This window comes from Methylovorus sp. MM2 (genome assembly GCF_001648895.1).
Taxonomy (GTDB): Bacteria; Pseudomonadota; Gammaproteobacteria; order Burkholderiales; family Methylophilaceae; genus MM1.
This window is the reverse complement of the sequence record NZ_LXUF01000001.1, coordinates 1,552,682-1,577,169: the sequence shown is the minus strand read 5'-3', so window position 1 is coordinate 1,577,169 and position 24,488 is coordinate 1,552,682. Positions and strand designations below refer to the sequence as shown.

General features: G+C 45.7%; 21 protein-coding genes and 1 tRNA gene. 10 read left to right on the top strand and 12 right to left on the bottom strand.

All coding sequences use genetic code 11. The features are described from left to right. Positions 1-54: 54 nt before the first annotated feature. The 3 genes from dcd to gnd all read right to left on the bottom strand — a co-directional run bounded on the left by dcd (position 55) and on the right by gnd (position 3,112). Positions 55-621, bottom strand: coding sequence for a dCTP deaminase (gene dcd, locus A7981_RS07430; RefSeq protein ID WP_067266203.1), 567 nt, complete (start codon positions 619-621; stop codon positions 55-57). A 66-nt stretch (positions 622-687) separates the two neighbouring features. Continuing rightward, the gene (gene zwf, locus A7981_RS07425) at positions 688-2,166 is read right to left on the bottom strand and encodes a glucose-6-phosphate dehydrogenase (protein ID WP_067266200.1); all 1,479 of its coding nucleotides are present in this window, start codon (positions 2,164-2,166) and stop codon (positions 688-690) included. Positions 2,167-2,203: 37 nt separating this feature from the next. Continuing rightward, positions 2,204-3,112, bottom strand: a complete 909-nt coding sequence (gene gnd / locus A7981_RS07420; RefSeq protein WP_067266198.1) for a phosphogluconate dehydrogenase (NAD(+)-dependent, decarboxylating) — start codon at positions 3,110-3,112, stop codon at positions 2,204-2,206. Between the two features lie 108 nt (positions 3,113-3,220). Between gnd and pgl the strand changes: the two genes are divergently transcribed. Then, positions 3,221-3,931, top strand: coding sequence for a 6-phosphogluconolactonase (pgl, locus tag A7981_RS07415; RefSeq protein WP_067266185.1), 711 nt, complete (start codon positions 3,221-3,223; stop codon positions 3,929-3,931). 35 nt (positions 3,932-3,966) lie between these two features. On the opposite strand, the gene apbC is transcribed toward pgl, so the two are convergent. Next, complete coding sequence (apbC, locus tag A7981_RS07410) at positions 3,967-5,055, bottom strand: iron-sulfur cluster carrier protein ApbC (RefSeq protein WP_067266182.1); 1,089 nt, start codon at positions 5,053-5,055, stop codon at positions 3,967-3,969. A 152-nt stretch (positions 5,056-5,207) separates the two neighbouring features. On the opposite strand from apbC, the gene metG reads away from it, so the two are divergent. Then, complete coding sequence (gene metG, locus A7981_RS07405) at positions 5,208-7,226, top strand: methionine--tRNA ligase (protein ID WP_067266179.1); 2,019 nt, start codon at positions 5,208-5,210, stop codon at positions 7,224-7,226. A gap of 77 nt (positions 7,227-7,303) precedes the next feature. Here metG and A7981_RS07400 read toward each other — a convergent pair whose 3' ends face one another. Then, on the bottom strand, positions 7,304-8,161 hold the full coding sequence (locus A7981_RS07400; protein ID WP_067266176.1) for an SDR family oxidoreductase: 858 nt from the start codon (positions 8,159-8,161) through the stop codon (positions 7,304-7,306). A 78-nt stretch (positions 8,162-8,239) separates the two neighbouring features. Between A7981_RS07400 and A7981_RS07395 the strand changes: the two genes are divergently transcribed. Then, the gene (locus A7981_RS07395; protein WP_067266173.1) at positions 8,240-8,653 is read left to right on the top strand and encodes a helix-turn-helix domain-containing protein; all 414 of its coding nucleotides are present in this window, start codon (positions 8,240-8,242) and stop codon (positions 8,651-8,653) included. Positions 8,654-8,711: 58 nt separating this feature from the next. On the opposite strand, the gene A7981_RS07390 is transcribed toward A7981_RS07395, so the two are convergent. Then, a complete protein-coding gene (locus A7981_RS07390) occupies positions 8,712-8,942 on the bottom strand; it encodes a hypothetical protein (protein WP_067266170.1) in 231 nt (76 codons plus the stop codon). A 37-nt stretch (positions 8,943-8,979) separates the two neighbouring features. Then, positions 8,980-9,558 (bottom strand): peroxiredoxin, encoded by a 579-nt coding sequence (locus A7981_RS07385; RefSeq protein WP_067266167.1) that lies wholly within the window; start codon positions 9,556-9,558, stop codon positions 8,980-8,982. Between the two features lie 60 nt (positions 9,559-9,618). Between A7981_RS07385 and A7981_RS07380 the strand changes: the two genes are divergently transcribed. From A7981_RS07380 to A7981_RS07350, 7 genes are all read left to right on the top strand, one after another. Beyond that, positions 9,619-9,694: transfer RNA gene (locus A7981_RS07380), tRNA-Arg, on the top strand. Between the two features lie 189 nt (positions 9,695-9,883). Beyond that, on the top strand, positions 9,884-10,894 hold the full coding sequence (locus tag A7981_RS07375) for a hypothetical protein (RefSeq protein WP_067266164.1): 1,011 nt from the start codon (positions 9,884-9,886) through the stop codon (positions 10,892-10,894). 453 nt (positions 10,895-11,347) lie between these two features. After that, a complete protein-coding gene (locus A7981_RS07370) occupies positions 11,348-11,569 on the top strand; it encodes a hypothetical protein (protein WP_067266161.1) in 222 nt (73 codons plus the stop codon). A 50-nt stretch (positions 11,570-11,619) separates the two neighbouring features. Then, the gene (locus tag A7981_RS07365; protein ID WP_088178032.1) at positions 11,620-11,862 is read left to right on the top strand and encodes a GIY-YIG nuclease family protein; all 243 of its coding nucleotides are present in this window, start codon (positions 11,620-11,622) and stop codon (positions 11,860-11,862) included. A 59-nt stretch (positions 11,863-11,921) separates the two neighbouring features. Next, positions 11,922-12,908, top strand: a complete 987-nt coding sequence (locus tag A7981_RS07360; protein ID WP_067266154.1) for a hypothetical protein — start codon at positions 11,922-11,924, stop codon at positions 12,906-12,908. A gap of 16 nt (positions 12,909-12,924) precedes the next feature. After that, a complete protein-coding gene (locus tag A7981_RS07355) occupies positions 12,925-13,476 on the top strand; it encodes a thermonuclease family protein (RefSeq protein ID WP_067266700.1) in 552 nt (183 codons plus the stop codon). Positions 13,477-13,671: 195 nt separating this feature from the next. Continuing rightward, positions 13,672-15,711, top strand: a complete 2,040-nt coding sequence (locus A7981_RS07350; protein ID WP_067266151.1) for a PAS domain S-box protein — start codon at positions 13,672-13,674, stop codon at positions 15,709-15,711. A gap of 198 nt (positions 15,712-15,909) precedes the next feature. Here the strand turns inward: A7981_RS07350 and A7981_RS07345 are convergent, their stop codons facing one another. The 5 genes from A7981_RS07345 to A7981_RS07325 form a co-directional block, all read right to left on the bottom strand. Continuing rightward, positions 15,910-17,820 (bottom strand): ATP-binding cassette domain-containing protein, encoded by a 1,911-nt coding sequence (locus A7981_RS07345; protein WP_067266148.1) that lies wholly within the window; start codon positions 17,818-17,820, stop codon positions 15,910-15,912. Positions 17,821-17,865: 45 nt separating this feature from the next. After that, positions 17,866-18,792, bottom strand: a complete 927-nt coding sequence (locus tag A7981_RS07340) for a tetratricopeptide repeat protein (RefSeq protein WP_067266145.1) — start codon at positions 18,790-18,792, stop codon at positions 17,866-17,868. 117 nt (positions 18,793-18,909) lie between these two features. Further along, entirely contained in the window at positions 18,910-20,925 is a 2,016-nt protein-coding gene (locus A7981_RS07335; RefSeq protein ID WP_082889265.1) for an AsmA family protein, read from the bottom strand. A 107-nt stretch (positions 20,926-21,032) separates the two neighbouring features. Beyond that, on the bottom strand, positions 21,033-22,175 hold the full coding sequence (locus A7981_RS07330) for an MFS transporter (protein WP_254258517.1): 1,143 nt from the start codon (positions 22,173-22,175) through the stop codon (positions 21,033-21,035). Positions 22,176-22,198: 23 nt separating this feature from the next. Then, positions 22,199-24,193, bottom strand: coding sequence for a UvrD-helicase domain-containing protein (locus tag A7981_RS07325; RefSeq protein WP_067266139.1), 1,995 nt, complete (start codon positions 24,191-24,193; stop codon positions 22,199-22,201). Between the last annotated feature and the right edge of the window lie 295 nt (positions 24,194-24,488).

Sequence of the window (24,488 nt, the reverse complement as noted above, 5' to 3'; positions counted from 1 at the left end):
TGCCAGAACACTGGATTTTGATGCGCAACATCATCCCGTCATTTAGATAATCGCTTAGATCTTTGGTAGCGTGACGCCGACTTGACCTTGGTATTTACCACCGCGATCTTTGTATGAGGTTTCACATATTTCGTCTGACTCAAAGAATAGTACCTGCGCGCAGCCTTCACCGGCATATATCTTGGCTGGCAGGGGAGTGGTGTTGCTAAATTCAAGTGTGACGTAGCCTTCCCATTCTGGTTCAAATGGGGTGACGTTCACGATGATGCCACAGCGTGCATACGTTGATTTACCTAAACACACGGTCAATACACTACGCGGAATGCGGAAATATTCCACCGTGCGAGCCAAAGCAAAAGAGTTTGGGGGAATGATGCAGGAATCGCCATTGAATTCAACAAAAGAGTTGGGGTCGAAATTCTTAGGGTCAACAATCGTGCTATTGATGTTGGTAAATACCTTGAATTCATTCGCGCAGCGAATATCGTAACCGTAGCTTGATGTACCATAGGATACGATCTTTTCACCATTTGCTTCACGGATCAATGTCGGTTCAAATGGTTCGATCATGCCTGTTTGCTCAGCCATGCGGCGTATCCACTTATCGGATTTAATGCTCATATTCTTCTCTTTTTTCTAAGACAAAAGCGGAGTTTTCACCCCGCTCCAATCAGTACAAGTTGATGATTATTTTTCGTCGCCGCCAAGCTCGATTGAATAGCGCCAGAACTGGTCTTCGTGTTCAAAGATGACTTTTGACGCTTCAGGATCGGTGCTACCAGCAGGGTATTGGTGCACCGGCTTGCGATTTTTAGCCCAAGTCTCGATCACAGGGTCAACTAGGCGCCATTGCGCTTCAACTTCATTGATGTGGAGGTAAAGTGAATTGTCACCTTCCATCAAGTTCAGCAATAACGCTTCGTATGCATCGATACTTTCATCGCCATCTTGACGATTAGCTGCATCTAACTGAATCGTACGAGTCTTGATATCTAATCCCGGAATCTTGGATTGGATTTCCAACTTGATACATTCACGTGGCTGAATGCCTAGCATTAGCCAGTTCTGATCTTGTCCGTCGCCAATCTGCAATGGTGCTTTTTTAAAGCGGATCGAGATTCTTGTATCGGCCTCATGTAAACGTTTGGCAGTGCGTATATAGAACGGCACGCCCTTCCAACGAGGGTTGTCGATAAACAGTTTTAATGCAGCGTAAGTCTCAACAACGCTTGAATTATCGCCCAGCTCTTCAAGGTAACCCGGTACTTTTTCGCCTTTGATCTCGCCGGCAGCGTATTGTGCACGGAAAGCATACTGATCGATCTCATTCACAGGAATAGGGCGGATGGCTTCCAGTACTTTGATCTTTTCTGCACGGATTGCATCCGGTGTCAGTTCCTTTGGCATTTCCATCGCAGTCAGCGCCATTGTTTGTAGGATATGGCTTTGTATCATATCGCGTAGCGCGCCAGTAGCATCATAGAACTGGGTACGTTCGCCAACACCTAGCATCTCAGTGTTAGTGATCTGTACATGGTCGATGTATTGATTGTTCCAGATCGGGTCAAGCACGGCATTGGTAAAGCGTTGCAGCATGATATTCATCAGTGCAGATTTACCAAGGTAATGGTCAATACGGTAGATCTGACTTTCTTTCAGGTGCTTGCTGATCGATGCTTGTAGTTCTTTTGCAGAAGCCAAGTCTGTACCAAATGGTTTCTCGATCACCACGCGGCGCCAGTATTTGTCTTCTTTAGTTAAACCAACGGCAGCAAGCTTATCGACTACATCTGCAAAGTCTGAAGGGCGTACAGATAAGAAGTAGGCCAGATTCTGCGGAAATACCTTTTCATCAGCCAATGTCTCTTTTAATCGCTGAAAAGCATTTGCATCTTCTGGCGGGTTTGCATGGTAATGATTACGCTCTATAAAACGGTTGAATACATTCTGGTCATATCCCTTGGGAAACTTGGCATCCAGCATGCCTTTGATGTCTTTTAGCCAGTCTTCGCGTGAGACTTGTCCACGACCGACTGACAGAATCGCCATCTTTTCCGGCAGTCTTCCAGCCTGGTCTAGTCTGAAAAGGCCCGGCATGAGTTTGATGCGGGACAAGTTTCCGCTGGCACCGAAAAGCACCAGAGTACAAGGGTCTATGACTTTCATGATTTATCTCTTAGATGTAAATATTATTGCCTGTGACTTATTTCGTTTTAACTGTGTGTCCACCGAAAGCATTACGCATCATGGAAAGCAGTTTGTATGAATAGCCATCATCATCCTGGCTGGCAAAACGCATCTGCAATGCAACAGTCAATACTGGCGCAGCAACACCTTGCTCAACGGCTTCGACCACTGTCCAACGGCCTTCACCAGAGTCAGCTACATATGGAGCCACATCTTTTAGCTCTTGGTCGTGCTTGAGTGCTTCAGCGGTGAGGTCTAACAACCAGCTACGTACCACTGAGCTATGACGCCATAGTTCTGTGATTTGTGCCAAGTCTAGATGGAAGTCTTCTTTACCTTTGAGCAGGTCCAGACCTTCAGCGAAGGCTTGCATCATGCCGTATTCAATACCGTTATGGATCATCTTGGTGAAGTGGCCTGAACCCACTGGGCCAACGTGTGCCCAACCGCGATCTTCTGCCGGAGCCAGTACTTTAAGGATAGGGATAATGACAGAGGCGACTTCTTGAGTAGCGCCCACCATCAGGCAGTAGCCATTCTCAAGACCCCAGATACCACCTGAAGTGCCACAGTCCATAAAGCCGATGCCATGTTCTGCCAACCATACGCCACGGCGTTGGCTGTGTTTATAGTTTGAATTACCACCATCGATGATGATGTCGCCTTTGTTTAGCAAAGGGATCAACGCTTTGATTTGTTCTTCTGTCGGGTCGCCACTTGGCAACATCAGCCAAACGATCTTTTGGCCGGAAAGTTTCCCGATTGCATCTTCTACTGATTTTGCCGGAATCATGCCATTTTCGATGGCTAATTGATTGACAGTATTTTCGCTGCGGTCATAGCCTACAACCTCGATACCACCTTTGAGTAAACGGCGTGTCATGTTGCCGCCCATTTTGCCTAAACCTAGCATAGCAAGTTTCATTTGATTTTCCTTGATGGGGATGATGTGTCATCATCTCTTGTTAAGATGAATTAATATTTAACTGCTCAGCAGCAGATGCATTCAAGATTGTATAACAAAGGTAGAAACATGACGCAAAACTTCAACGAAACTTTAGTGGTAAATGGTCAACAAAGTCGCTGGCATGCTTTTGAATCACAAACGGCGATCAATGAGGCTGCGGTAGCGCGTATTTTAGCTGCGGCCAAAGAAGCTATCGCGAAACATGGTAGTTTTCTCATCGTGCTTGCTGGCGGCAGCACGCCTAAGAATGTGTATGAGCTATTAAGCAAACAGCAAGCAGACTGGGCAAATTGGCATATCTACCACAATGATGATCGCTGTCTCCCTGTAGACCACAAGGAACGAAATAGTTTAATGGCGCGTCAGGCATGGCTAAATCATGTAGCAATCCCTGCTAGCCAAATACACGATATTCCTGCTGAGCTCGGTAATCTCGCTGGCGCTAAAGCTTATGCTGAGACATTAAAAGGGGTGCGTACGTTCGATCTGGTCTTGTTAGGGCTTGGGGAAGATGGGCATACCGCAAGTTTATTCCCTGACCAAGCTGTTGATAATAGTGCGGATGCGGTGCCTGTGTTCGACGCGCCCAAGCCTCCGCCTGAGCGTATCACCATTAGCCAGAATCGTTTAAGTGATACTTACGGAGTGATCTTTTTGGTCACAGGCGCTGGCAAACAAGATGCCGTTAATAACTGGCGCAATGGGGTTGCTATCCCGGCAACATTGATCAAACCAGCGGCAGGTGTGGATGTCTATTACTTTGGTGTGACGATCTAGTGATGGCGAGTTAGGGCGGGGTGCCCTAACTATTCTTAAGTATTTTGAATCACGATATTCGGGAACTTGCTGCTGTGATCAAGCGCCTGTTGTGATAGCTTGATTGCGATGGTGCGGGCGATTTTTTTATAAGTATGGGCAATCTGGCTGTCAGGTTCTGCAATCACGGTAGGTTTGCCGTTATCTGTCTGTTCACGAATGCGAATGTCTAAAGGTAATGAGCCAAGCAGGTCGACGTTGTAATCTTTACTCATGACCTCAGCACCACCTGCGCCAAATATATGCTCTTCATGGCCGCAATTGCTACATATGTGTGTGCTCATGTTCTCTACAATGCCCAATATCGGGATGCCGACCTTCTCGAACATCTTCAGCCCTTTGCGCGCATCCAATAGAGCGATGTCCTGAGGCGTTGTAACGATCACTGCTCCCGTGACGGGTACTTTTTGCGACAAGGTCAGTTGTATATCGCCAGTGCCGGGTGGTAGGTCGACTACTAGGTAATCCAAGTCTTTCCACCGAGTATCGCGCAATAGTTGCTCCAGCGCACCCACGACCATCGGGCCGCGCCATACCATTGGCGTATCTGTATCGACTAAGAACCCGATTGACATGGCTTGTATGCCATGGCTCAACATAGGCTCGATGCTTTTTCCATCAGTACTGTCTGGCCTGCCGCTAATGCCAAGCATCTGCGGTTGAGAAGGGCCGTATATGTCAGCATCCAATATGCCAACTTGTGCGCCTTCAGCAGCAAGTGCCAATGCAAGATTGACCGCAGTGGTGGATTTTCCAACGCCGCCCTTGCCAGAAGCAACAGCGATGATGTTCTTAACGTTGGGTATCAACGGCACACCGCGCTGAACGCTATGTGGAACCACGCGGCTACCGATATTGATGCTTACTTTGCCAACATCTGGCAATGCACGCAGTTTTTCTTCTACGAGTGACTTAATCTCACTCAATACGCTATTGGCGGGGTAGCCTAATACGATATCCAGAGAGATGTCATTGCCACTTACTTTGATGTTCTTGGCCGATTTGCCAGAAATAAAATCGATCCCCGTATTGGGGTCGCTGATTTCAGAGAGCGCAGCTTGAACTTGTGATTCCGTAAGTGACATGAAAAGCGACTCCTGCAAATAGCAAAGAAGCAAATTTTAACGCATGTCTGGTGTTAACGCATGTGAAAGCCGCTGGCATTTGCTAAAATGGCAGCTTACTTAAAATAACAGAAGCATTCAGTCTGTACGCATGGTTGAACAATACTAAACTTATGACCCGAAAAATCCTCGTTACCTCAGCGCTACCTTATGCCAATGGCAGCATTCACCTTGGGCATCTGGTGGAGTATATCCAGACCGATATTTGGGTGCGTTTTCAGAAGATGCAGGGCAATACAGTGCATTACGTATGTGCGGATGATACACATGGCACGCCTATCATGCTGCGCGCTGAGAAAGAAGGGATTACGCCTGAGCAGTTGATCGACAAAGTGCATAAAGAGCATTACGCAGATTTTTCAGAATTTCTGGTCGAGTTCGATAATTACTATTCAACGAACTCTGAAGAGAATCGTGTGCTTTCCAGCAATATTTATCGTGCGCTAAAGGCAAACGATAAGATAGCGACCCGCACCATCGAGCAATACTATGATCCGGTCAAGAATATGTTTTTGCCGGATCGTTTTATCAAAGGCGAGTGTCCTAAGTGCCACGCAAAAGACCAATATGGTGATTCCTGTGAGGTGTGTGGCACTACCTATAGTCCGACAGAGTTGATTAATCCATATTCAGCAGTCTCCGGCGCAGCCCCAATCCGAAAAGAAACCGAGCATTACTTTTTCAAACTGAGTGAGTGTGAGGATTTCCTTAAAGACTGGACACGTTCAGGTACTCTACAAGCTGAGGCAGCCAACAAGATGGGCGAGTGGTTCGAGTCAGGTCTTTCTGACTGGGATATCTCCCGCGATGCTCCGTATTTTGGTTTTGAGATACCAGATGCACCGGGCAAGTATTTCTATGTCTGGCTGGATGCACCAATCGGCTATATGGCAAGTTTTGAGAGCTTGTGTAGCAAGATCGGCCTGGATTTTGACGAATACTGGAAAAAAGACAGCACTACAGAGCTTTATCACTTCATCGGTAAAGATATTCTCTATTTTCACGCACTTTTCTGGCCTGCAACGCTTGAATACTCGGGCCACCGTAAACCTACACAAGTCTTTGCGCATGGCTTTCTAACAGTCAATGGCGAGAAGATGTCCAAGTCACGCGGTACATTCATCACGGCGCGTAGCTATCTAGACCATATCAAGAACCCTGAATATCTGCGTTATTACTATGCTGCCAAGCTCAATGGCAGCATGGAAGATATCGATCTGAATCTTGATGATTTCGTTGCACGCGTAAATAGCGATCTGGTCGGTAAATACATCAATATCGCCAGTCGCACGGCAGGTTTCATCAGTAAACGATTTGATGGCAAGCTCGCTTTACTTAAAGCTAACCCTGTCATTGATGACTTGCGTAACGCTGCAGATAGTATTGCTGATTCTTATGTGAGTCGCGATTATGGTCGCGCACTGCGGGAAATAATGGCGCTCGCTGATAAGGCAAACGGCTATGTCGCTGAAAATGCGCCTTGGGATATGTCAAAACAAGAAAGCCAAAGCGAAGCACTCCATCAGGTATGTACAGCAGCGTTGGAGATGTTCAGATTGCTGACAATCTATCTCAAGCCAGTTTTACCTAAACTAGCTGAAGCCATTGAGACATTTCTGAATGTTAAGCCACTGACTTGGATAGATGTAAAAACATCATTGCCAGCAGGGCATAGTATCCAGCTATATCAACATCTTATTACACGTATAGACCCGAAACATATTGAAGCCATGACTGAAGCGAATAAAGAAAACCTGCAATCTACAAATACTGCACCTGCTGTGGAGGTGGTTGAAGAAACCAACTATATTTCTATCGATGACTTTGCCAAAGTGGATCTACGCATCGCCAAGATAGTGAATGCCGAGCATGTTGAAGGGGCAGAGAAGTTGCTCAAGTTAACGCTAGATATCGGTGAAGAAAAACCGCGTCAGGTATTTGCTGGTATCAAGTCAGCTTATGATCCTGAAACTTTGAAAGGGCGTTTGACTGTCATGGTGGCTAATCTTGCACCGCGCAAAATGAAGTTTGGCTTATCTGAAGGCATGGTGCTGGCTGCAAGCGATGAAACTGGCGGCCCGTTTATTTTGACACCGGATGCCGGAGCACAGCCCGGTATGCGTGTTAAGTAAGGCTGTTTAGGCAAATGGAATTGAAAGGTAGGCCATCGTTGTATAGCTGTTGCGCTACTAACAGCTATACAAGTTGGTTAAGTATTTAAAGCTGCTGCTATTACCGAGCTGTATGGTTGAGTCGGCCGACCGATCAAGCTTCTTAATTGATGGCTATCATCAAATAATCCATCTTTCGATGCGCCGATATCTGAGTCAGCTAGCAGCGCTGCAAAAGGTTTAGGTAAGCCTGCCCCCTCCAAAGCGGCTGCAAAATCAGCTTGCGGAAGATTCACATAGCTTACCGCCTTGCCAGACTGCCTTGCAATTTCGTTAGCAAATTCTGTTAATGTATACACATCATCCCCTGCAAGCTCATAAATCGTACCGGATTCAACAACTGGACTTAATAATACGGTTGCTGCGGCTAGTGCGTAATCCTCGCGCGCTGCTGAGGCAATCTTTCCATCAGAGGCACTACCAATAAAGGCACTATGCGCTATCGCTGGCTGAATACTAGCCGCATAGTTTTCTGTGTACCAACCATTCCTTAGCACTACAAATGGAACACCAGATCTTTTGAGCGCTTGCTCGGTTTCAAGGTGCTCACTTGCAAGTGCAAGTGGGGAGGTATCTGCTTTCAAAATGCTTGTGTAAGCAATCAACTTAACATCAGCCTGTTTTGCTGCTTCAATAACCGCAAGGTGTTGGCTAACGCGGCTACCAATCTCGCTAGAAGATATCAGCAATAGCTTTTCAGCCCCTTTGAATGCGGCTGTTAATGTTGAAGGAACATTATAGTCAGCTTGCCTAACTTCTACGCCTAGCCCGGCTAGATCCTTAGCCTTTTCTGGATCACGTACTGCTGCGATGATTTCAGATGCGGGTATCCGTTCCAATAGAAACTTAATAACAAGCCTACCTAATTGACCTGTGGCTCCGGTAATGACGATCATATTTATCTCCTTAATTTATTAGAAAGCATAAGATATCTGATAAACTTACTAAAAGTAAGTACGCACAAAAAGGTAAGTATGAAAGCGCCTGAAAATATTGAAATTGCCGGTGAGCCAATACCGCTGAGTCTGCGATTGCAGCGAGGCGAGTTATTAGCGGCAGATTGTCCTTCTAGAAGTGTATTAAAACATGTGACAAGTCAGTGGGGAGTGCTTGTGCTACTAGTCTTACTTGAAGGTACGAAGCGTTTTAGCGAGATTCGTAAAAAGGTAAATGGGGTAAGTGAGAAAATGTTAGCTCAGACTTTGCAAAGCCTTGAGTCTGATGGATTCTTGATTCGCAAGTCGTTCCCTGTTGTGCCTCCTCATGTTGAATATAGCCTGACACCATTAGGGATGGAGGTTGCTACACATGTCAGCACACTGGCTGATTGGATCGAAAGTAATCTAACTAGGATTATTGACGCAAGAAATCACATACAATCGAAGTGACAGTACGCCATTTTTATTTACAAATATTCGACATCATTATTGATACTTAAATGCGCTTCTATTTCTTGCAAGCGAATGTCATCACGCGGCCTTGTGTGACCCAGTTTTCATCTCTTTTGGCTACGTTATAGCCATCCGGGCAGAGTCTCGCTGCTTTATCATTACAAGCTGACCAGTCTGCAAACCCACTACAGCTTACTTCTATCCATTCCCGCCCATCAGATTTAGGTTTTGTCGTGCTACAAGCAGCAAGTGCTAGTGCGATCAGCATGAATGCAATTTTCTTCATGATAGTTCCATATTGGTTGATTTAAGCATTACCTATTTTAAGGCTTGGCTGTTAATTTTGTTAAATCGGCGATAATTTCTTGTGAGTGTTTTGATGTATCGACACTCTGGTAAACCTTTGCGATATTACCTTTAGGGTCAATTAAAAAAGTATAACGTTTGGCTATCTTGATGATGCCAAAATTCATGAGCGCACCATATTCGTCAGCGACTTTACCATCTTTATCTGCAAGCAAAGGGAAGGGTAAATGATACTTTTCAGCGAATTTTGCATGTGAGTCTGTATTGTCTACGCTGACGCCAACAACTTTGGCATCCAGTTTCTCTATTGTGAATAAATCATCCCTGAAGCTACAAGCTTCTTTCGTGCAACCCGGTGTATCGTTCTTTGGGTAGAAATAAAGCACTAGCCATTTCCCCACATAATCTGAAAGCTGATGTTGCTGCGACTTTGTATCTGGCAGGCTAAAATTTGGTGCAGGTTCACCTGCTTTGGGTAAATTGGCGGCAACACTAAAAGCTTGATAACCCAAAAACGTCAGGCTAATGAGTATTACCAATGCAATCAGTTTGATCACTTGATGCCTTAGGAATGAGTGAAAGAATGGCACTATCATATCAATGTTTTTGTATGCAAAGCCTTAATTAACACCTGATTTATGAGAAAATAGCACAATGCCCTCGTAGCTCAGTGGATAGAGCATCCCCCTCCTAAGGGGAGGGTCACACGTTCGATTCGTGTCGGGGGCACCAAATTTATTATATATATCAATAGTTATAAATAAATTTATATTTTCCTCCTCAATTAAGACCCGCCTAAATAGCCCTAATTTTTAGACTAAAATTCTTTAGAATCACCAAGGTTCATAGTGAAAACTGGAAAAAACTAAGAAATACATTAATATGGCTCAATAATAAATATTCATCATAATTGGGGAAAATATGAGCGATCCAACTGCAGAGAATGGAGCTTATGAGAAATGGGGGTCTAGAGCCTTATTGGTATTATCTTTCTCTCTTCCTTTCATCTTGTCATCTATCACTAAGTCTAAGAGCTTTCAGCCAGCGGAAATGGTTGGGGAAATGCTTTTCTATTTCCTACTTGCCGGTGGGTTTGCATATGCTTGGACTAAGGGAAATACGAAACTAGAACGGGCGAGGTTATATCTGACATTTAGCCTGCTTTTTCTAGCCTTGTCGGTTTATTTGAATTACCAAAAATGGCAAGAAATTCAATCTGTAAAGCATGCCCTTAATGAAATCATTACTGTTGTAGATAATGCTAAACAGCAAATGGAATTGAGCAACTCTGGACAATCTGCTCGCTCCCAAGCTTCTGCCGCCATTAAAGATGAATCTACTGGCAATCAAACTGATATTCAGATATTGGCTAAGGGAACAGCAAGACTCGCAGAAGAATTTGGGCGAAGAATGTTAGATTTGAACAAAAGATATTTGAGTTCAAGAATCGATAAAGCATTATCTCCAGCCAATTTAACTTCACAATCTGGCATTTCAGAATCAAGAGCCATTGTTGAAAATGTTTTAGAATTAAATGCCGAAAGGTTAGCAATGGTGCTGAATTACTATAAAGAGATTAAATCTTTTATTGATTCGGCTGATGTTTTGCAAGCAAATAAGGACTCATATTTAGTGGGAGTAGAAGATTTTAAGCCTCAAACATTAAAGGCTTATTATGAAATGGATAGAGTCGGTAATGCATACCTTCAGGATGCAAATGACATAATTAACTTAGCGGAAAACAATTTGGGCAAAATTTCCATTAACAATGGACAGCTTATTTTCCCAAATAAAGAAAGCCTAGGTAGTTATAACTTTCATTTGCAAAATATCATTACATTAGCTGAGGAAGAAACAGCAATCAGAACAAAACTTGCTGAAGACAGTGCAAAACAAAATGAAAAATTAAAGAAAAAAGTGAACAGTTTATAAGAGGGTCACATGTTTTGATTCGTGTCGGGGGCAACAATTACCTTTCTATATAGTCCAATGAAAGGTCAGAGGGTTTTGATGCGATTACTCATGCTAATGCATAACTTTCATTATGACTAATCCTGAAGAAAATGAAGCTAGAGACTCTAGCAGTCGAATAATAGACATTATCGGCATCACTATGGTGCTTATAATTCTACTAACGATCATCTATTTTTTCCTTGCAGGCTTTGGAGATGCATATAGGTAGGTTTGGCTTAGTAATCTTTGTAGGCATTCTTGGTGCGCTTATTGGTAGCTATATCGCTATGATAAAGAAATAGTATAAATAGTTACTGTTGCAGTGGTGCTAGATGGCCGAGTGTGAGTCCAAGCCAGCAGCGATAGCGGCCATAACATATTCTTACTTAATTACAGTTGTGCGAGCTAATGCAGTCAAGAGGAAAAACTATTATGAAAAAAGCTTATTACATTGACTACCCGCAAGAGCATGTTGAAGGTCAGGCGCATACTTACCAATGCGTCTATTGCAAAGTAGTCACCACAAAAATCAATGGCAGCATTGAAGGTCATCTGCCATCGTGTGAGTATCGATTGAAATTAGAGCGTGATGGATTTGAAAAAGAGAAAAACTCTAATGCACATAACTACTCATTATCTGATGAGGTTGATTAATTAATTAAGCAAAGCGCGCTAAAGCGGGCTTCTTAATCGGTAGTTTCTTTATGATGTGGCATCTCTATCTGCTCGAATGTAAAGGCGGCGCTTATTACGCAGGCATTACCAATAATCTGGATGCTAGATTTAAAGCACATCTAGATGGTAAAGGGGCGAAGTTTACGCGAGCGAACCCGCCCCTTAAAGTACTGGTCTCAAAGCAATATGCCAATCGCTCTGAGGCGTCGATTGCTGAAGCGCAACTAAAGCGATTGCCCAGATCAGAGAAACTAGCATTTTTTGAACGGTAGTGATCAGTATAGCGATTGTGATTTCGATCTTGAGTTGAAGGTTAAATGAGGAGTGGATGATGTACAGCGAAGAGGATCTCGCTTCTGCGATAAAAGCAGGGGTTTTGACTGATGAAAACGTTATTGCATTTCGATCTCATGTGGCACAGCTGAGAAGTACACCAGCGGTTGATGAGGAACATTTTCGGCTCGTCACGGGGTTTAACGACATTTTTGTGGTCATAGCGTGTGCATTGCTATTGGCTTCAGTGGCTTGGATAGGTGCATCGGTCACACCATGGTTCGGCGGGGTAACGACTTCTATCACTGCGTGGTTACTCGCTGAATTCTTTACGCGTAAACGTCGTATGGCGCTGCCCTCCATCTTCCTTCTGTTGGCTTTTATTGGCGGGATTCTTATGGCAGGGAATGTTGCGATGGCAAAGGGTAGCTTTGTCGTGGCAAGCTTAATCGCAGTGATAGCGGCCTGGGGGCATTGGAGGCGCTTTCATGTTCCCATCACGATTGCTGTCGGGGTTGCCACAGGCGCTGCTTTTATCGTGTCATTATTGATTGCCGTAGTACCTGAGATGAAAAACTGGACTGCTTCCATTTCACTCATTGCAGGCATCACTATATTTTTCTTGGCGATGCGCTGGGATAGTGAAGATACTGCGCGCCAGACCAGAAAGTCTGATGTCGCTTTCTGGCTTCACCTTTTAGCGGCCCCCTTGCTTGTACACCCTGTTTTCGCATTGCTTGGTGTGTGGGGCGGGCATATCAGCGTTGCTCAAGCCATTGCTGTTGTGGTGCTGTATGTTGTGATCGCGCTGGTTTCTCTTTCGATTGATCGCAGAGCATTGATGGTCTCTGCATTAAGCTATGTCTTATATACATTCAGTGCATTATTCAAACAGTATGGAGTGGTGAGTTTAGGTTTTGCCATTACTGCGTTGGCAATTGGTTCTGCGCTATTGCTTTTATCAGCCTTTTGGCATCCTAGCCGGATGTTTGTACTTCAGTTTTTACCTTTTGGATTACAGAAACGCTTGGCACCTCTTAGCTGAGATGACAGGGCATCGAATGCAGCTCATCAAATTATTGATTCTTGTGGCGCTTGAATTCACCTTTACTAACAGCGCATATGCAGATCAATTACAAGGACGCATCATAGAAGTCTTTGATGGAGACACTGTCACACTATTATCTGAAAACATGCGAGTTAAGATTCAACTCACTGGTATCGATGCGCCTGAAATGAAGCAAGATTTTGGGGTTCAATCTAAGCAAGCGCTATCCGATTGTGCCTTGGATAAAATTGTAGTGATTGACGACTACAAGAGTGGGAAATCTGGTCGGTCGATTGGTAAGGTTATAGTGGATGGAGTTGACTGTAATCTCAGGCAAGTGCGAAATGGAATGGCTTGGCACGATACCCAGCATAGTGAAGATCAAAGCCAAGTAAATCAGCAACTATATGCAGATGCCGAGACGATGGCTAGATCAAATCGAATAGGGTTATGGTCGCAAAGCAATCCGGTTGCCCCATGGGATTTTGTGCATCAAGTCAATGTGAAGAAAACGCAAGATGCATTCAGCAAGCAATGGCTTAATCGAAATCGTCAGTTTCGATAAATCATTTATCTAAATACTCTAATACTTCGGCTGAAAACTTTGGGGCTATTTAGCTTAATTACATGCAGTATTAAGTACATGGTGGCACAAGTAAAACAATTACCCTACAATGGATAGGCTCTTTCAAGTGATGTCTACCGCTGAAGATTTTTCGAGTAATTTAATGTATTCATAAAGATAGTTAAGTACTACCTCATGGCTCCTCTCTCCATACATACTCAAGACCAGTTATTTGAAAGCGCTTTTAATTATGCGGCTATCGGCATTGCGCTGGTTGGCCTGAATGGGCGATGGCTTAAGACAAATCCGGCGTTGAGTCAGATTGTTGGATACACCGAAACTGAATTGCTCAAGGTTGACTTCCAGACTTTGACTCATCCTGAAGACCTGCACGCCGATCTTCAGCACGTGAAAGATCTGCTGGATGGTAAAGGCCTGAGTTACCAGATGGAAAAGCGCTATATCCATAAGAATGGCGCCATCATCTGGGTTTTGCTGAGTGTCTCTTTAGTTTCCAAGCCTGATGGAAGTCCTGAGTTCTTTATTTCCCAGATTCAGGATATTACCAAGCGTAAAGCGGCTGAGGCAGAGCGTGATGCATTTTTCTCACAGTCTGTTGACCTTCTAGCGATTGCAAATAAACAAGGTTTTTTGATCGAAGTAAACCCTGCGTGGACGCGTGTGTTGGGATGGTCTCAGAAAGAGCTAACCTCCAAATCTTTTATGGATTTTATACACCCGAATGACGTTGAACGCACTCTGGCTGAGGCAAAGCGCGTTTCTGAAGGCGGAGAGCCTACCCCATGTTTTTGTAATCGCTATATTACGAGAGATGGAAGTTATCGCTGGCTGGAGTGGAATACCAGTGAGTCTTCTTTTGACCGATTGTATTGCAGTGTGCGGGATGTAACTGACCGTGTCGAAACTGATGATGCGCTGAAACAAAGTGAGATCAAATTCCAGGACGTGGTGGCGAATGTGCCGGGCATCGTGTATCAGTTTGAGTGGTATGCAGCGGGGAAAAGCCGGTTTACTTATGTCTCCCCGAAGGTGTTTGAAATTCTGGGTTTAACACCTGAGAGCCTTTTGCAGGATGTTCGGCATGTTTCCAACCTGATCCACCCTGATGACTTGGCTGGGTATCAGCAGAATTTGGAGCAATCCTCTAAAGATTTAAGTTACCGTTACTGGGAAGGTCGCCATATTCTGCATGATGGACGGACTGTCTGGACAAGCTTGAGCGCGATGCCAAGGGCGCTGAGCAATGGCGGGGTATTGTGGACTGGTTTGTTACAAGACATCACACCGCAAAAGATATTGAATCAGAAGGTGGTTGAAAGCGAAAATCTGTATCGCTCTCTTGTTACTTCTTTATCTGAAGGGGTGATTCTTTCTGCAAATAATGGTGACATTCTGGCTTGTAATCAAAGTGCGCAAAAGATATTTGGCTTATCAGAAGAGCAGATATTAAGCCGTACAACTGCAGATACTAATTGGAAAATCATCCGTGAAGATGGTAAACCTCTACCCCTTGAAGAGCGCCCGGCAAATATCGCGATCAGAAAAGGTAAGTCAGTGAAGAATCTGGTATTGGGTTTTGATACGCCCAATCAAGGCTTGCGCTGGATATCGTTTAGTGCCGAGCCATTATGGAAGGACGATGAAAATATTCCGTATGCTGCCGTGAGCTCATTCTTTGATGTAACGGACATTAAAGAGCTGAATGCCAAGCTGGAGCGTCAGGCTCACATGGATTTCCTGACTGGGGCATATAACCGTGGATATTTCTACGAGCTTGCGAGTTTTGAATTTGCCCGTGCCCAGCGCTACAAAACTGAATTCTCATTGATGATGCTGGATATTGACCATTTTAAGACCATCAACGATCAGTATGGCCATGATGTAGGGGATACCGCGCTTAAAGAATTTGTGGTGGTAGTCAAAGAAACCTTACGAGATATGGATGTGGTTGGGCGCTTTGGCGGAGAGGAATTTGTGGTTCTGCTGCCCGAGACCAATAAGCAGAATGCTGTGAAGATTGCTGAGCGTATCAGAATGCTGATTAGTAATAAGGCGATTAAGGCAAATAATGACCAGACATTTAAGATGACAGTCTCGATTGGCGTCTCTCAATTTAATGCGGAGATTGAGTCTCTTGATGCGCTTATTAAGCTGACTGATAAGGCCTTGTATAACGCCAAAGAAACGGGGCGTAACAAAGTGATTTATCAGTAGTTGTAAATAGACTGAGTTGGAGAATAGCCCGTATAAAAAAGCCGGAGCGCCTGTATGAAGAGGCTCCGGCTTTTTTATACTTCCAAATGCTTGAAAAAACTTAGGCAATTGCCTTATTTATTATTACCTAGTTTCGATTTCACCTAGCTTTGACTTCAGTTGAATCCTGCAAACAAAAGGCTAGGCATGATGAAGAGACTAAGCATTATTACGTTGCTCCAGCGCTTCCCAACGATTCATCGTAGTTTGTATTTCTGAATCGATCTTCGCCAATTGAGATTGTAGCGTTTTAGCTTTTTCCGGATCATTTTTATAGATGTCAGGGTTTGCTAATTGCTGATTGATCTCAGTTTGTGCTGATTCAAGTTCCTCAAGCTTGGCAGGCAAAGTTTCGAGCTCTTTAACTTCTTTAAAGCTGAGTTTGCTGGTTTGCGGTTTTGGTGTAACTGCCGCTACCGACTTTGTATTTTCCTGTTTTGGTTTTGCACTAGATTTATCCGCTGCACGCTGCTGCGTAAAGCGTTGCCAATCATCATAGCCGCCGCCAAACTCTGTGAGCACGCCATTACCCTCAAATGCAATGACTTGTGTGACTGTATTTTCTAGGAACGCACGGTCATGGCTGACCAGAAAGAGGGTGCCTGCGAATTCCTGCAACAGGCTTTCAAGCAGTTCCAGCGTATCAATATCCAGATCATTTGTTGGCTCATCTAGCACTAATACATTCGCCGGGCGTGCGAATAATCGGGCCAGCAAAAGTCGGTTACGTTCGCCGCCGGAAAGTGATTTGACCGGTGAGCGTGAGCGTTGAGGTGGAAACAAGAAGTCTTCCAGATAGCTGATCACATGTTTGCGTTCGTTACCTATTTGCACGAATTCAGAACCCGGACTAATCGTATCGGCAAGGGTCGCTTCATCATCCAACTGTTCACGCATTTGGTCAAAGTACGCGATGTTGAGATTGGTGCCGCGTTGGATCGTGCCGCTATCTGCTTCTAGTTCGCCTAATATCATTTTTAGCAGGGTCGATTTGCCAATACCGTTAGGCCCCAGCAGGCCGATGCGGTCACCACGTAATATGCGCGTGCTAAAGCCATTGATCAGTGTTCTATCACCATAGGATTTCTGCACATCTTCCAGTTCAGCCACCAGTTTGCCTGAGCGGTCACCGCTATCCAGCGTGAGTTTGACATTGCCTTGGCGCTCACGTCTGGCGGCACGTTCTAGGCGCAGTTTTTCCAATTGTCGCACACGGCCTTCATTACGGGTGCGTCGCGCCTTGATGCCTTGGCGTATCCAAGCTTCTTCTTGCGCTAGCACTTTATCGAACTTGGCAGCATGGGTGGCTTCGATGGCCAGCAGCTCTTCTTTTTTAATCAGATAGTTAGAGTAAGTGCCAACGAAATCAGTCAGGTTGCCGCGATCTAACTCGGTGATGCGGGTGGCTAATCTGTCCAGAAAACGTCGGTCATGGGTGATGAACAGCACGCTACCATTAAAGCTTAGCAGTAGGTCTTCTAGCCACTCGATGGCTTCCAGATCCAAGTGATTGGTCGGTTCATCCAGCAATAAAACTTCAGGTTCGGCTACTAGTGCACGCCCAAGCGCTACGCGTTTACGCCAGCCGCCTGAAAGGCTGGAAACAGGACTATCGGCATCCAGTTTAAGGCGTGTTAATACTGCGTCGACACGGGCCTGAGACTGCCAGCCATTTTTGCTATCAAGTTCCTGTTGCAGGGTTTGCATGCGTTCAAGCAAGGCATCAATGTCTGCATCTGGTTCACCCATCTGGTGAGATACGCTGTGATAGTCGACCAGTGTTTGCTGCAATTCACCCAGACCTTCGGCTACGGCTTCAAATACGGTATGTGTATCCTGCAACACTGGTTCCTGAGGCACGTATACAACGCGGGCAGAAGGTGCGCGCCAGATATTACCGTCATCTAGCTTGCTTTCGCCCGCGATGACTTTAAGCAGGCTGGATTTGCCAGCGCCGTTACGGCCAATCAAACCGACACGTTCGCCTGCATCCAGTTGGAAGCTGGCTTTGTCTAATAGTGGGTGGTGTCCGTAAGCAAGACTAGCTTGATCTAATGTAATAAGAGGCATTGGTTATGTTTCTATGGCATATCGCCATGAGGTTTGTTGGCTAATTTAATTGAGTGAAGTGTGAAAAGTGGAAGCTAATTGCTGCTTCGCTACCGCATGACCATTATCTGCCGCACGGTTTAGCCATATTCTTGCCAACATCGAATTTTCCGAAGTCGAATGATGTTTAAGCAAAGCCTGCGCATAGGCAAAATAATCGTTAGCATCGCCCGATTGGCAGCATTTTTCAAATGCTTGCAGGGCAACTACATGGAATTCAGGATGTGGGAATGACGAAAGGTTCTCAGCCATCACTCTTGAGAAATTCAGGTGTGCCCCTGCGAGTGCTTTTTGCATCCATTCCACACTTTCAGTCATACGCGCATTTTCCGCTAATATCAGGGCATGGTTATATTGACCACGAAAATCTCCACCCTCAGCGGACTTTTGATAGTACTCAGCAGCAAGCTCAGGGTTGCGTTCGACAGTCCAACCTTCTTCATAGAATCGACCCATCACCCCCAGCGCTTTTGCATAGCCACGCGCTGCTGCCTGGCGGTACCAATCTAATGCTAACTGCTCATCTTTCTTCACGCCATTGCCGTGTAAAAGCAGGTTGGCATAGTTATACATCGCACAATCCAGCCCTTGCGCTGCTGCTTCACGGAAATATTTTGCGGCTTCCACCATGTCAATTTCACCGCCCCAGCCATTTTCATGGCACCGCCCGATCATATTGACGGCGATCAGGTGGCCGCTCTCGGCTGCTTTAGCAAACCACGTGCGCGCTAAAGCTTCATCTTTTGCCAACCCGCGACCATCCAGTAGTATCTGGCCTAACAGTGCTTGCGCTTCTGTGATGCCTTGCTCTGCGGCAGCCTTGATCCATTGCGCTGCCTCTTTAGGGTCGCCTGAGAGCAGGGTAGTGAGCTCTTCTACGCTGACATCATTTAGGCGCTTGGATGGTGTGGGTGAATGATTGCTGTTAGACATAAAACCTTAATCACGTGGCGATTCAGTGCGAATAGCTACTTACTGTGCTAATTATAAAGCTTATCTTGTTATAAAGCTTAATCTTGCCTGATAAGCTATTTGCCAGCACATCATCGATTACTTGGTTTTAGGCTGATAATCCACTAAAGCTTTGCCGCATGAGGATTTATTCTCTGAGCCTGCATCAAGGAAAGGCAGGATCGCAGCAAGCGGGTTGATAAACGCCAACGCTACGCCACCAATGACCCGGGCGGCGATGGGGCCACCTTCAGGACGCGCTTGTGGATTATTGAATGGGCCCCTCACACGTATCGGTGAGCGCATAGTGAGCGGTGAGAAGTTCTTTGGTTTTGCAGACAGTCTTAAATTCAGGTTCTCTTTAGCCAAGTCGATATCCCCGTCGATCAAAACTAGGGTTACCGGCGTATCAATCAATGCGACATCGGGTGTAAGTATGCCTTTATTAGCTTTCAAATCCATCACTGCACAATTCATGGGTAGTGCATTATCGCCACCTATGAGAGCGCTAAGGCTTTGCGCGATATCCAACCCAAGCACCTCTACAATCAAGTGCGATATGCTGCCGTTGTTGATATACATGGCAACACTACCATCCAGAGAGCCGAGTAATGCAGCTGTGGATTGTCCTGTGCCTGTTAAATCTGTTTTGCCGTTGAGGGTGCCAGTGACATACGCTGGCGGCGCATCTTTCTTACCCGCTTTCTTCGCAGTATCTTTGCGGTCTTGCGATACTTGTAACCATTTCTCAAGATCAATATCTTTCCAAGATAAATCTATCTTCCATACAGGTGCTTGGCGTGCATCGATAGAAATCAATCCGGCAAGGCTGCCATCAGCAGTGCGTGCATCAATATCGGAAAGTGTCAGCTTGCTGTTATCCAGAACAAGGTTTGCTTTAAAGGGCGAGATAGGGTGTGTGAAAGCACTGCCTAGCTCTACATATTTAAGATCGACTTTGATCTCTGCATCCATCTTGCTCAATGATGGCAGGTCAATAGGGCGGTCAGGTATCGTTCTGCCATCAGGGGTGCTAGATTTTGATCCGTCCTTATTTCGCGTACCGAATGCAGGCGCAAGGTCAGCCAGATAGAAGCGATCACCTTCTAACGTGCCTTTCAGGAGAGGGCGCTCAGGGCGAGGATCATATTCATATTTGCCGTGCAAACTACTTTGCCCAACGGTGGCAGTTGCAACGTCAACGAATATCACGACATCATCTTTACGGATGTTGCCTTTTAGGTTGAATGGGTCAGTGGTGGGTAACGGCGTATCGACGAGATCACCTAATATGCCCAATGACGCACCCTTTATACCGAATTTGCCATTGATATTCTGTTTGCCGAATATGTCGGATGTCGTACCATCAAAATCCAGTCTGATCCCTGAGTATTCCAGCCAGGCTAGCGCTGCAATAGGTGGTGAAGTCGCTTTTTGTGTGGCGATTGGCAGAAAACCTTTGGTTCTCAGTTCACCTTTGAGTGTGTGATCTCGAAATTTGCCCGAAGCAGATAGGCTGGACTTAGTGTTCTTTTTATCTGCGCTATCTTCTGAGGTGTCAAAACGTACTTTCAGGTCTGATTTTGTGATGGCATCTTTAAAAGCCAAGCTGCCATCCCTCACCACCAAAGTATTCACGATAGGTGTAGGACGTGATGGTTCGTCATTATCTTTCGCAAATTGCCATGTGGATGTGCCATCTTTCTGGCGAATCAATTGCGCATCAATACTGCTTACCCGTAGCGATTTGATACGAAATGGTTCTGCGGCTTTAAGTGTGAGCAGGTCAAAATAACTGAGGCTGATGGCGATATCTTTTGCATCTATAAAATGCGGGGTTTGTGATGATTTAACGAATGCATCGGGTGCAGCTATCCAAAGACCACCAGTTTGTAGTTGTATTCTACCGAGAAGACGTAATTTGAATGGCTCATCTATAAGAACTTCACGCTCTAATTGGTCACTGAGAAAGTGTTGCACCGGAACCCTCAGAAAAGGCCAGCCTAATACTTCGCAGGTCACGATGGCGATCACGATAATGCCGCCTAAACTTAATGGCCATTTCCAGTGATGTTTCTTCGGGGGCGTAGTGAGTGCAGATTTCTCTAAGAGCATGAGCCAAGTTTTTCTCGTTATTGATCGCATAGCATAACGGTATTTACCGATATGCGCGTTCGGGAGGTCACTGAATTCAGTGTCAGTATCATCTGACACTGAATATGTCATTTTTTGCGGTACATGCTGTATAGCGTGAGCACACAACCTAATATCGCTACAATGGCACTTGCGATCGCGACATTGGGTAAGCCAAAACCAAAATGAATGACAGCACCCCCGAGAAATGCGCCGCCTGCGTTGCCTAAATTGAAAGCGCTTTGGTTGACGGTGGATGCCATCAAGGGCGCATCACCCGCACTTTCCATCGCATTTGTCTGCAAGCCCGGGCCAACTGCAAAACTGACCAACCCCCAGATGAATGCGATAGCCAGTGCAGGAATGGTGTACGGCATTGCCCATGCAAATAAGACGCTCAATATTGCCATACCAAAAAGTGAACCTACGATGGTGGGCAAGAGTTTCATATCTGCCAACTTACCGCCGATATTGAGGCCAATCGTGGCAGCGATGCCCATTGCTACCAGCACAAGGCTCACCATGTGCGGTGCAAGGCCGGATTCATCTTCTAATATGGGTGTGATGTAAGTGAATAAAGTGAATACACCGCCGAAACCAATAGCTGTGATGGCAAGGGCAAGTAATACCTCTTTGCTCATCATGGCCTGCATCTCGCTGCGGATATCACTTTTTGCCATGCCATTGAGGTTTGGTATGTAGCGCCAAATCGCCAGCATGGCAAACAAGCCACAAATGCTCACTGCAAAGAAAGGCATGCGCCAGTTGGTCAGTTGACCTAAAAACGTACCCAATGGCACACCTAACACATTTGCTAAAGTGAGCCCTGTGAACATCAATGCCAGTGCGCGTGAACCTTGACCTGCTGGCGCGAGATAAAACGCAACCACAGCACCGATACCAAAGAAAGAGCCATGACTGATTGCCGTGAATATACGTGCGGCAGCCAGCGCGCTATAGGTGGGTGACATGGCACATAAGGCATTGCCCAACACCGATATCGCCATTAGCATCAATAGCGTTGCTTTCCGCGGCAATCCTATCGTTAATGCAACGATCAGTGGCCCGCCAAAGGCGACCCCGAGTGCATATACGGTGACGAGATTGCCTGCCGCCGGAATAGAAACATCGAGATCATGCGCGATATCCGGCAGCAAACCCATCGGCAAAAACTCTGTCATACCGATGCAAAAAGCACCGGCAGCCAGTGCGATCATCCATAAGCCCATCATTTACTCACTATCTATATTTGAATTCAGTTCTTGGCTGCCAGCATCGCGCGTATTTGTGCCATGCGCTCTTTACCATGTTCTTTGCTGGCAGCGGGGTCGGCATCTTGATTGCCAAAGTGTTTGAGGTCATCGGCTGGTAACTCTGCGATGAAGCGGCTAGGTTCGCAATTCTCGGTTTCACCCGCACGTTTACGTTTGCGGCACCATGAGATGTTGAGGGATTTTTGCGCACGTGTAATACCAACATACATCAATCTGCGTTCTTCTTCGACCTTGCCGTTATCTACGCTCTCGCGATGCGGCAAAATGCCTTCTTCGCAGCCGATCAGAAATACGTGGCCATATTCCAGCCCTTTAGCTGCATGTAGCGTTGATAGTTTGACGGCATCTGGTTCGCCATCCTCACGACCCTCCAGCATGCTCATGAGCGATATCATCTGCGTCAGCTCAAGCAGGTTCTTTTCGTCCTCATCGCCTTTGCGTGTCAGCCAGCCGGTAAAGTCGAGGATATTCTTCCACTTGGATTCTGCGGCTCTTGGTTCTTCGCTATCGTATAAGAATGCTTCGTACTGAATAGCATTTAGCATCTCGGTCAGCATCTCGCCTGCGGGGTCTTTTTCTGCGCGGTCCTGAAGCCTATTGATGTACTGGCAGAAGGTGAGCAAGTCCTCTAGCTGGCGGTTTCCTAGCTCACGCTGAAATTCGCCTTCAAATGCGGCAGCGAATAGAGACATCTTATGCAGGCTGGCGTATTCACCCAGACGTTCTAGTGTGGTATTGCCGATGCCCTTTTTTGGCGTAGTGGCAGCACGTATAAAAGCAGGGTCATCATCTTCGTTGGCGATGAGTCGCAGGTAGCTCACCAGATCCTTGATCTCTGCTTTATCAAAGAATGATTGCCCACCAGAAACCGTATAGGGTACTTTATGGTTACGTAATTGTTGCTCGAAGATACGCGCCTGATGATTGCCACGGTAGAGGATCGCATAATCCAGAAACTTAGTTCTGTGCTCGAATTTATGCGCTAATAGTTTCATGACAACAGATTCTGCCTCATGTTCTTCATCACGGGCTGCGCTTACTTGTATCAAATCACCTGTACCTAGCTCACTCCACAGTTTCTTATCGAATAACTTTGGGTTATTCGCGATAACATGGTTGGCTGCCCGCAGAATACGTACTGTGGAACGGTAGTTCTGTTCCAGCTTAATGACTTTAAGGCGGGTAAAGTCTTCTGTGAGTTGTCGCAGGTTCTCAACATCCGCACCACGCCAGCCGTAAATGGCTTGGTCATCGTCACCTACAGCTGTGAATCGGCCTTCGATCCCTGTTAATAACTTGACCAATTTGTATTGGCAGGCATTCGTATCCTGATATTCATCGACCAGTAGATACTTCAACTTATGCTGCCATTTGGTCAATGCCTCAGGGTGCTGCTCAAAAAGCTCGACTGGCAATTTGATGAGATCATCAAAATCTACTGCCTGATAGGCTTTGAGGGTTTGTTGATAAATCTGATAAACCTTGGCAGCGGCATGCGTGAGTTCTTCATCCGCCTGCGCTTTGGCTTGGTCGGGGTTGATAAAGGCATTCTTCCAGCTGGATATCTGCCATTGCGTTTTGCGCAGCAATTGTTTGTCTGTCGTCGCCAACACATCCGAGAGTATCTTGAAGCTATCAGATGAATCCAGAATGGAAAATTGCGGCTTATATCCGAGTAGTGCAGCCTCTTGCCGTAATATCTGTAAACCAAGCGAGTGAAAAGTGGCAATGGTCAGGCCTTTGCTGGATTTGCCTTCTAGCAAATGGCCGACACGCTCCTGCATCTCACGAGCCGCTTTATTCGTAAACGTAATCGCAGCGATCTCTTTTGCCTGATAGCCGCATTGTTCGATCAGGTAAGCGATCTTTTGGGTGATCACACGCGTCTTGCCACTGCCAGCACCAGCAAGAACAAGTAAAGGGCCATCCAGATATTTAACAGCTTCGCGTTGCGGCGAGTTGAGGTTACTCAGCATATGCTTAGTGGGTTCGATTCTAGGTGGGTTAAACAGTCTCTGCAAACTAGTGGTGAGCAAACCAGCGGCGACCAGAAATATCTAGCGGTCTCGTTTTACAGATATGTTGTTTCTACAGATATAAAATACAGCCATCAGTTTAGCTTTAACCGCTCCGTGATGCCAGCTAGACTAATATGGTGAGCTTTGCCGAACTATTCATGAATAAAATAATGACTATTATTTACAATTAGTTAGCGTTGTATTCAAGCGTAACAATATTTATCATGTGGTCGGTTTAATTCGCATGGCAAAG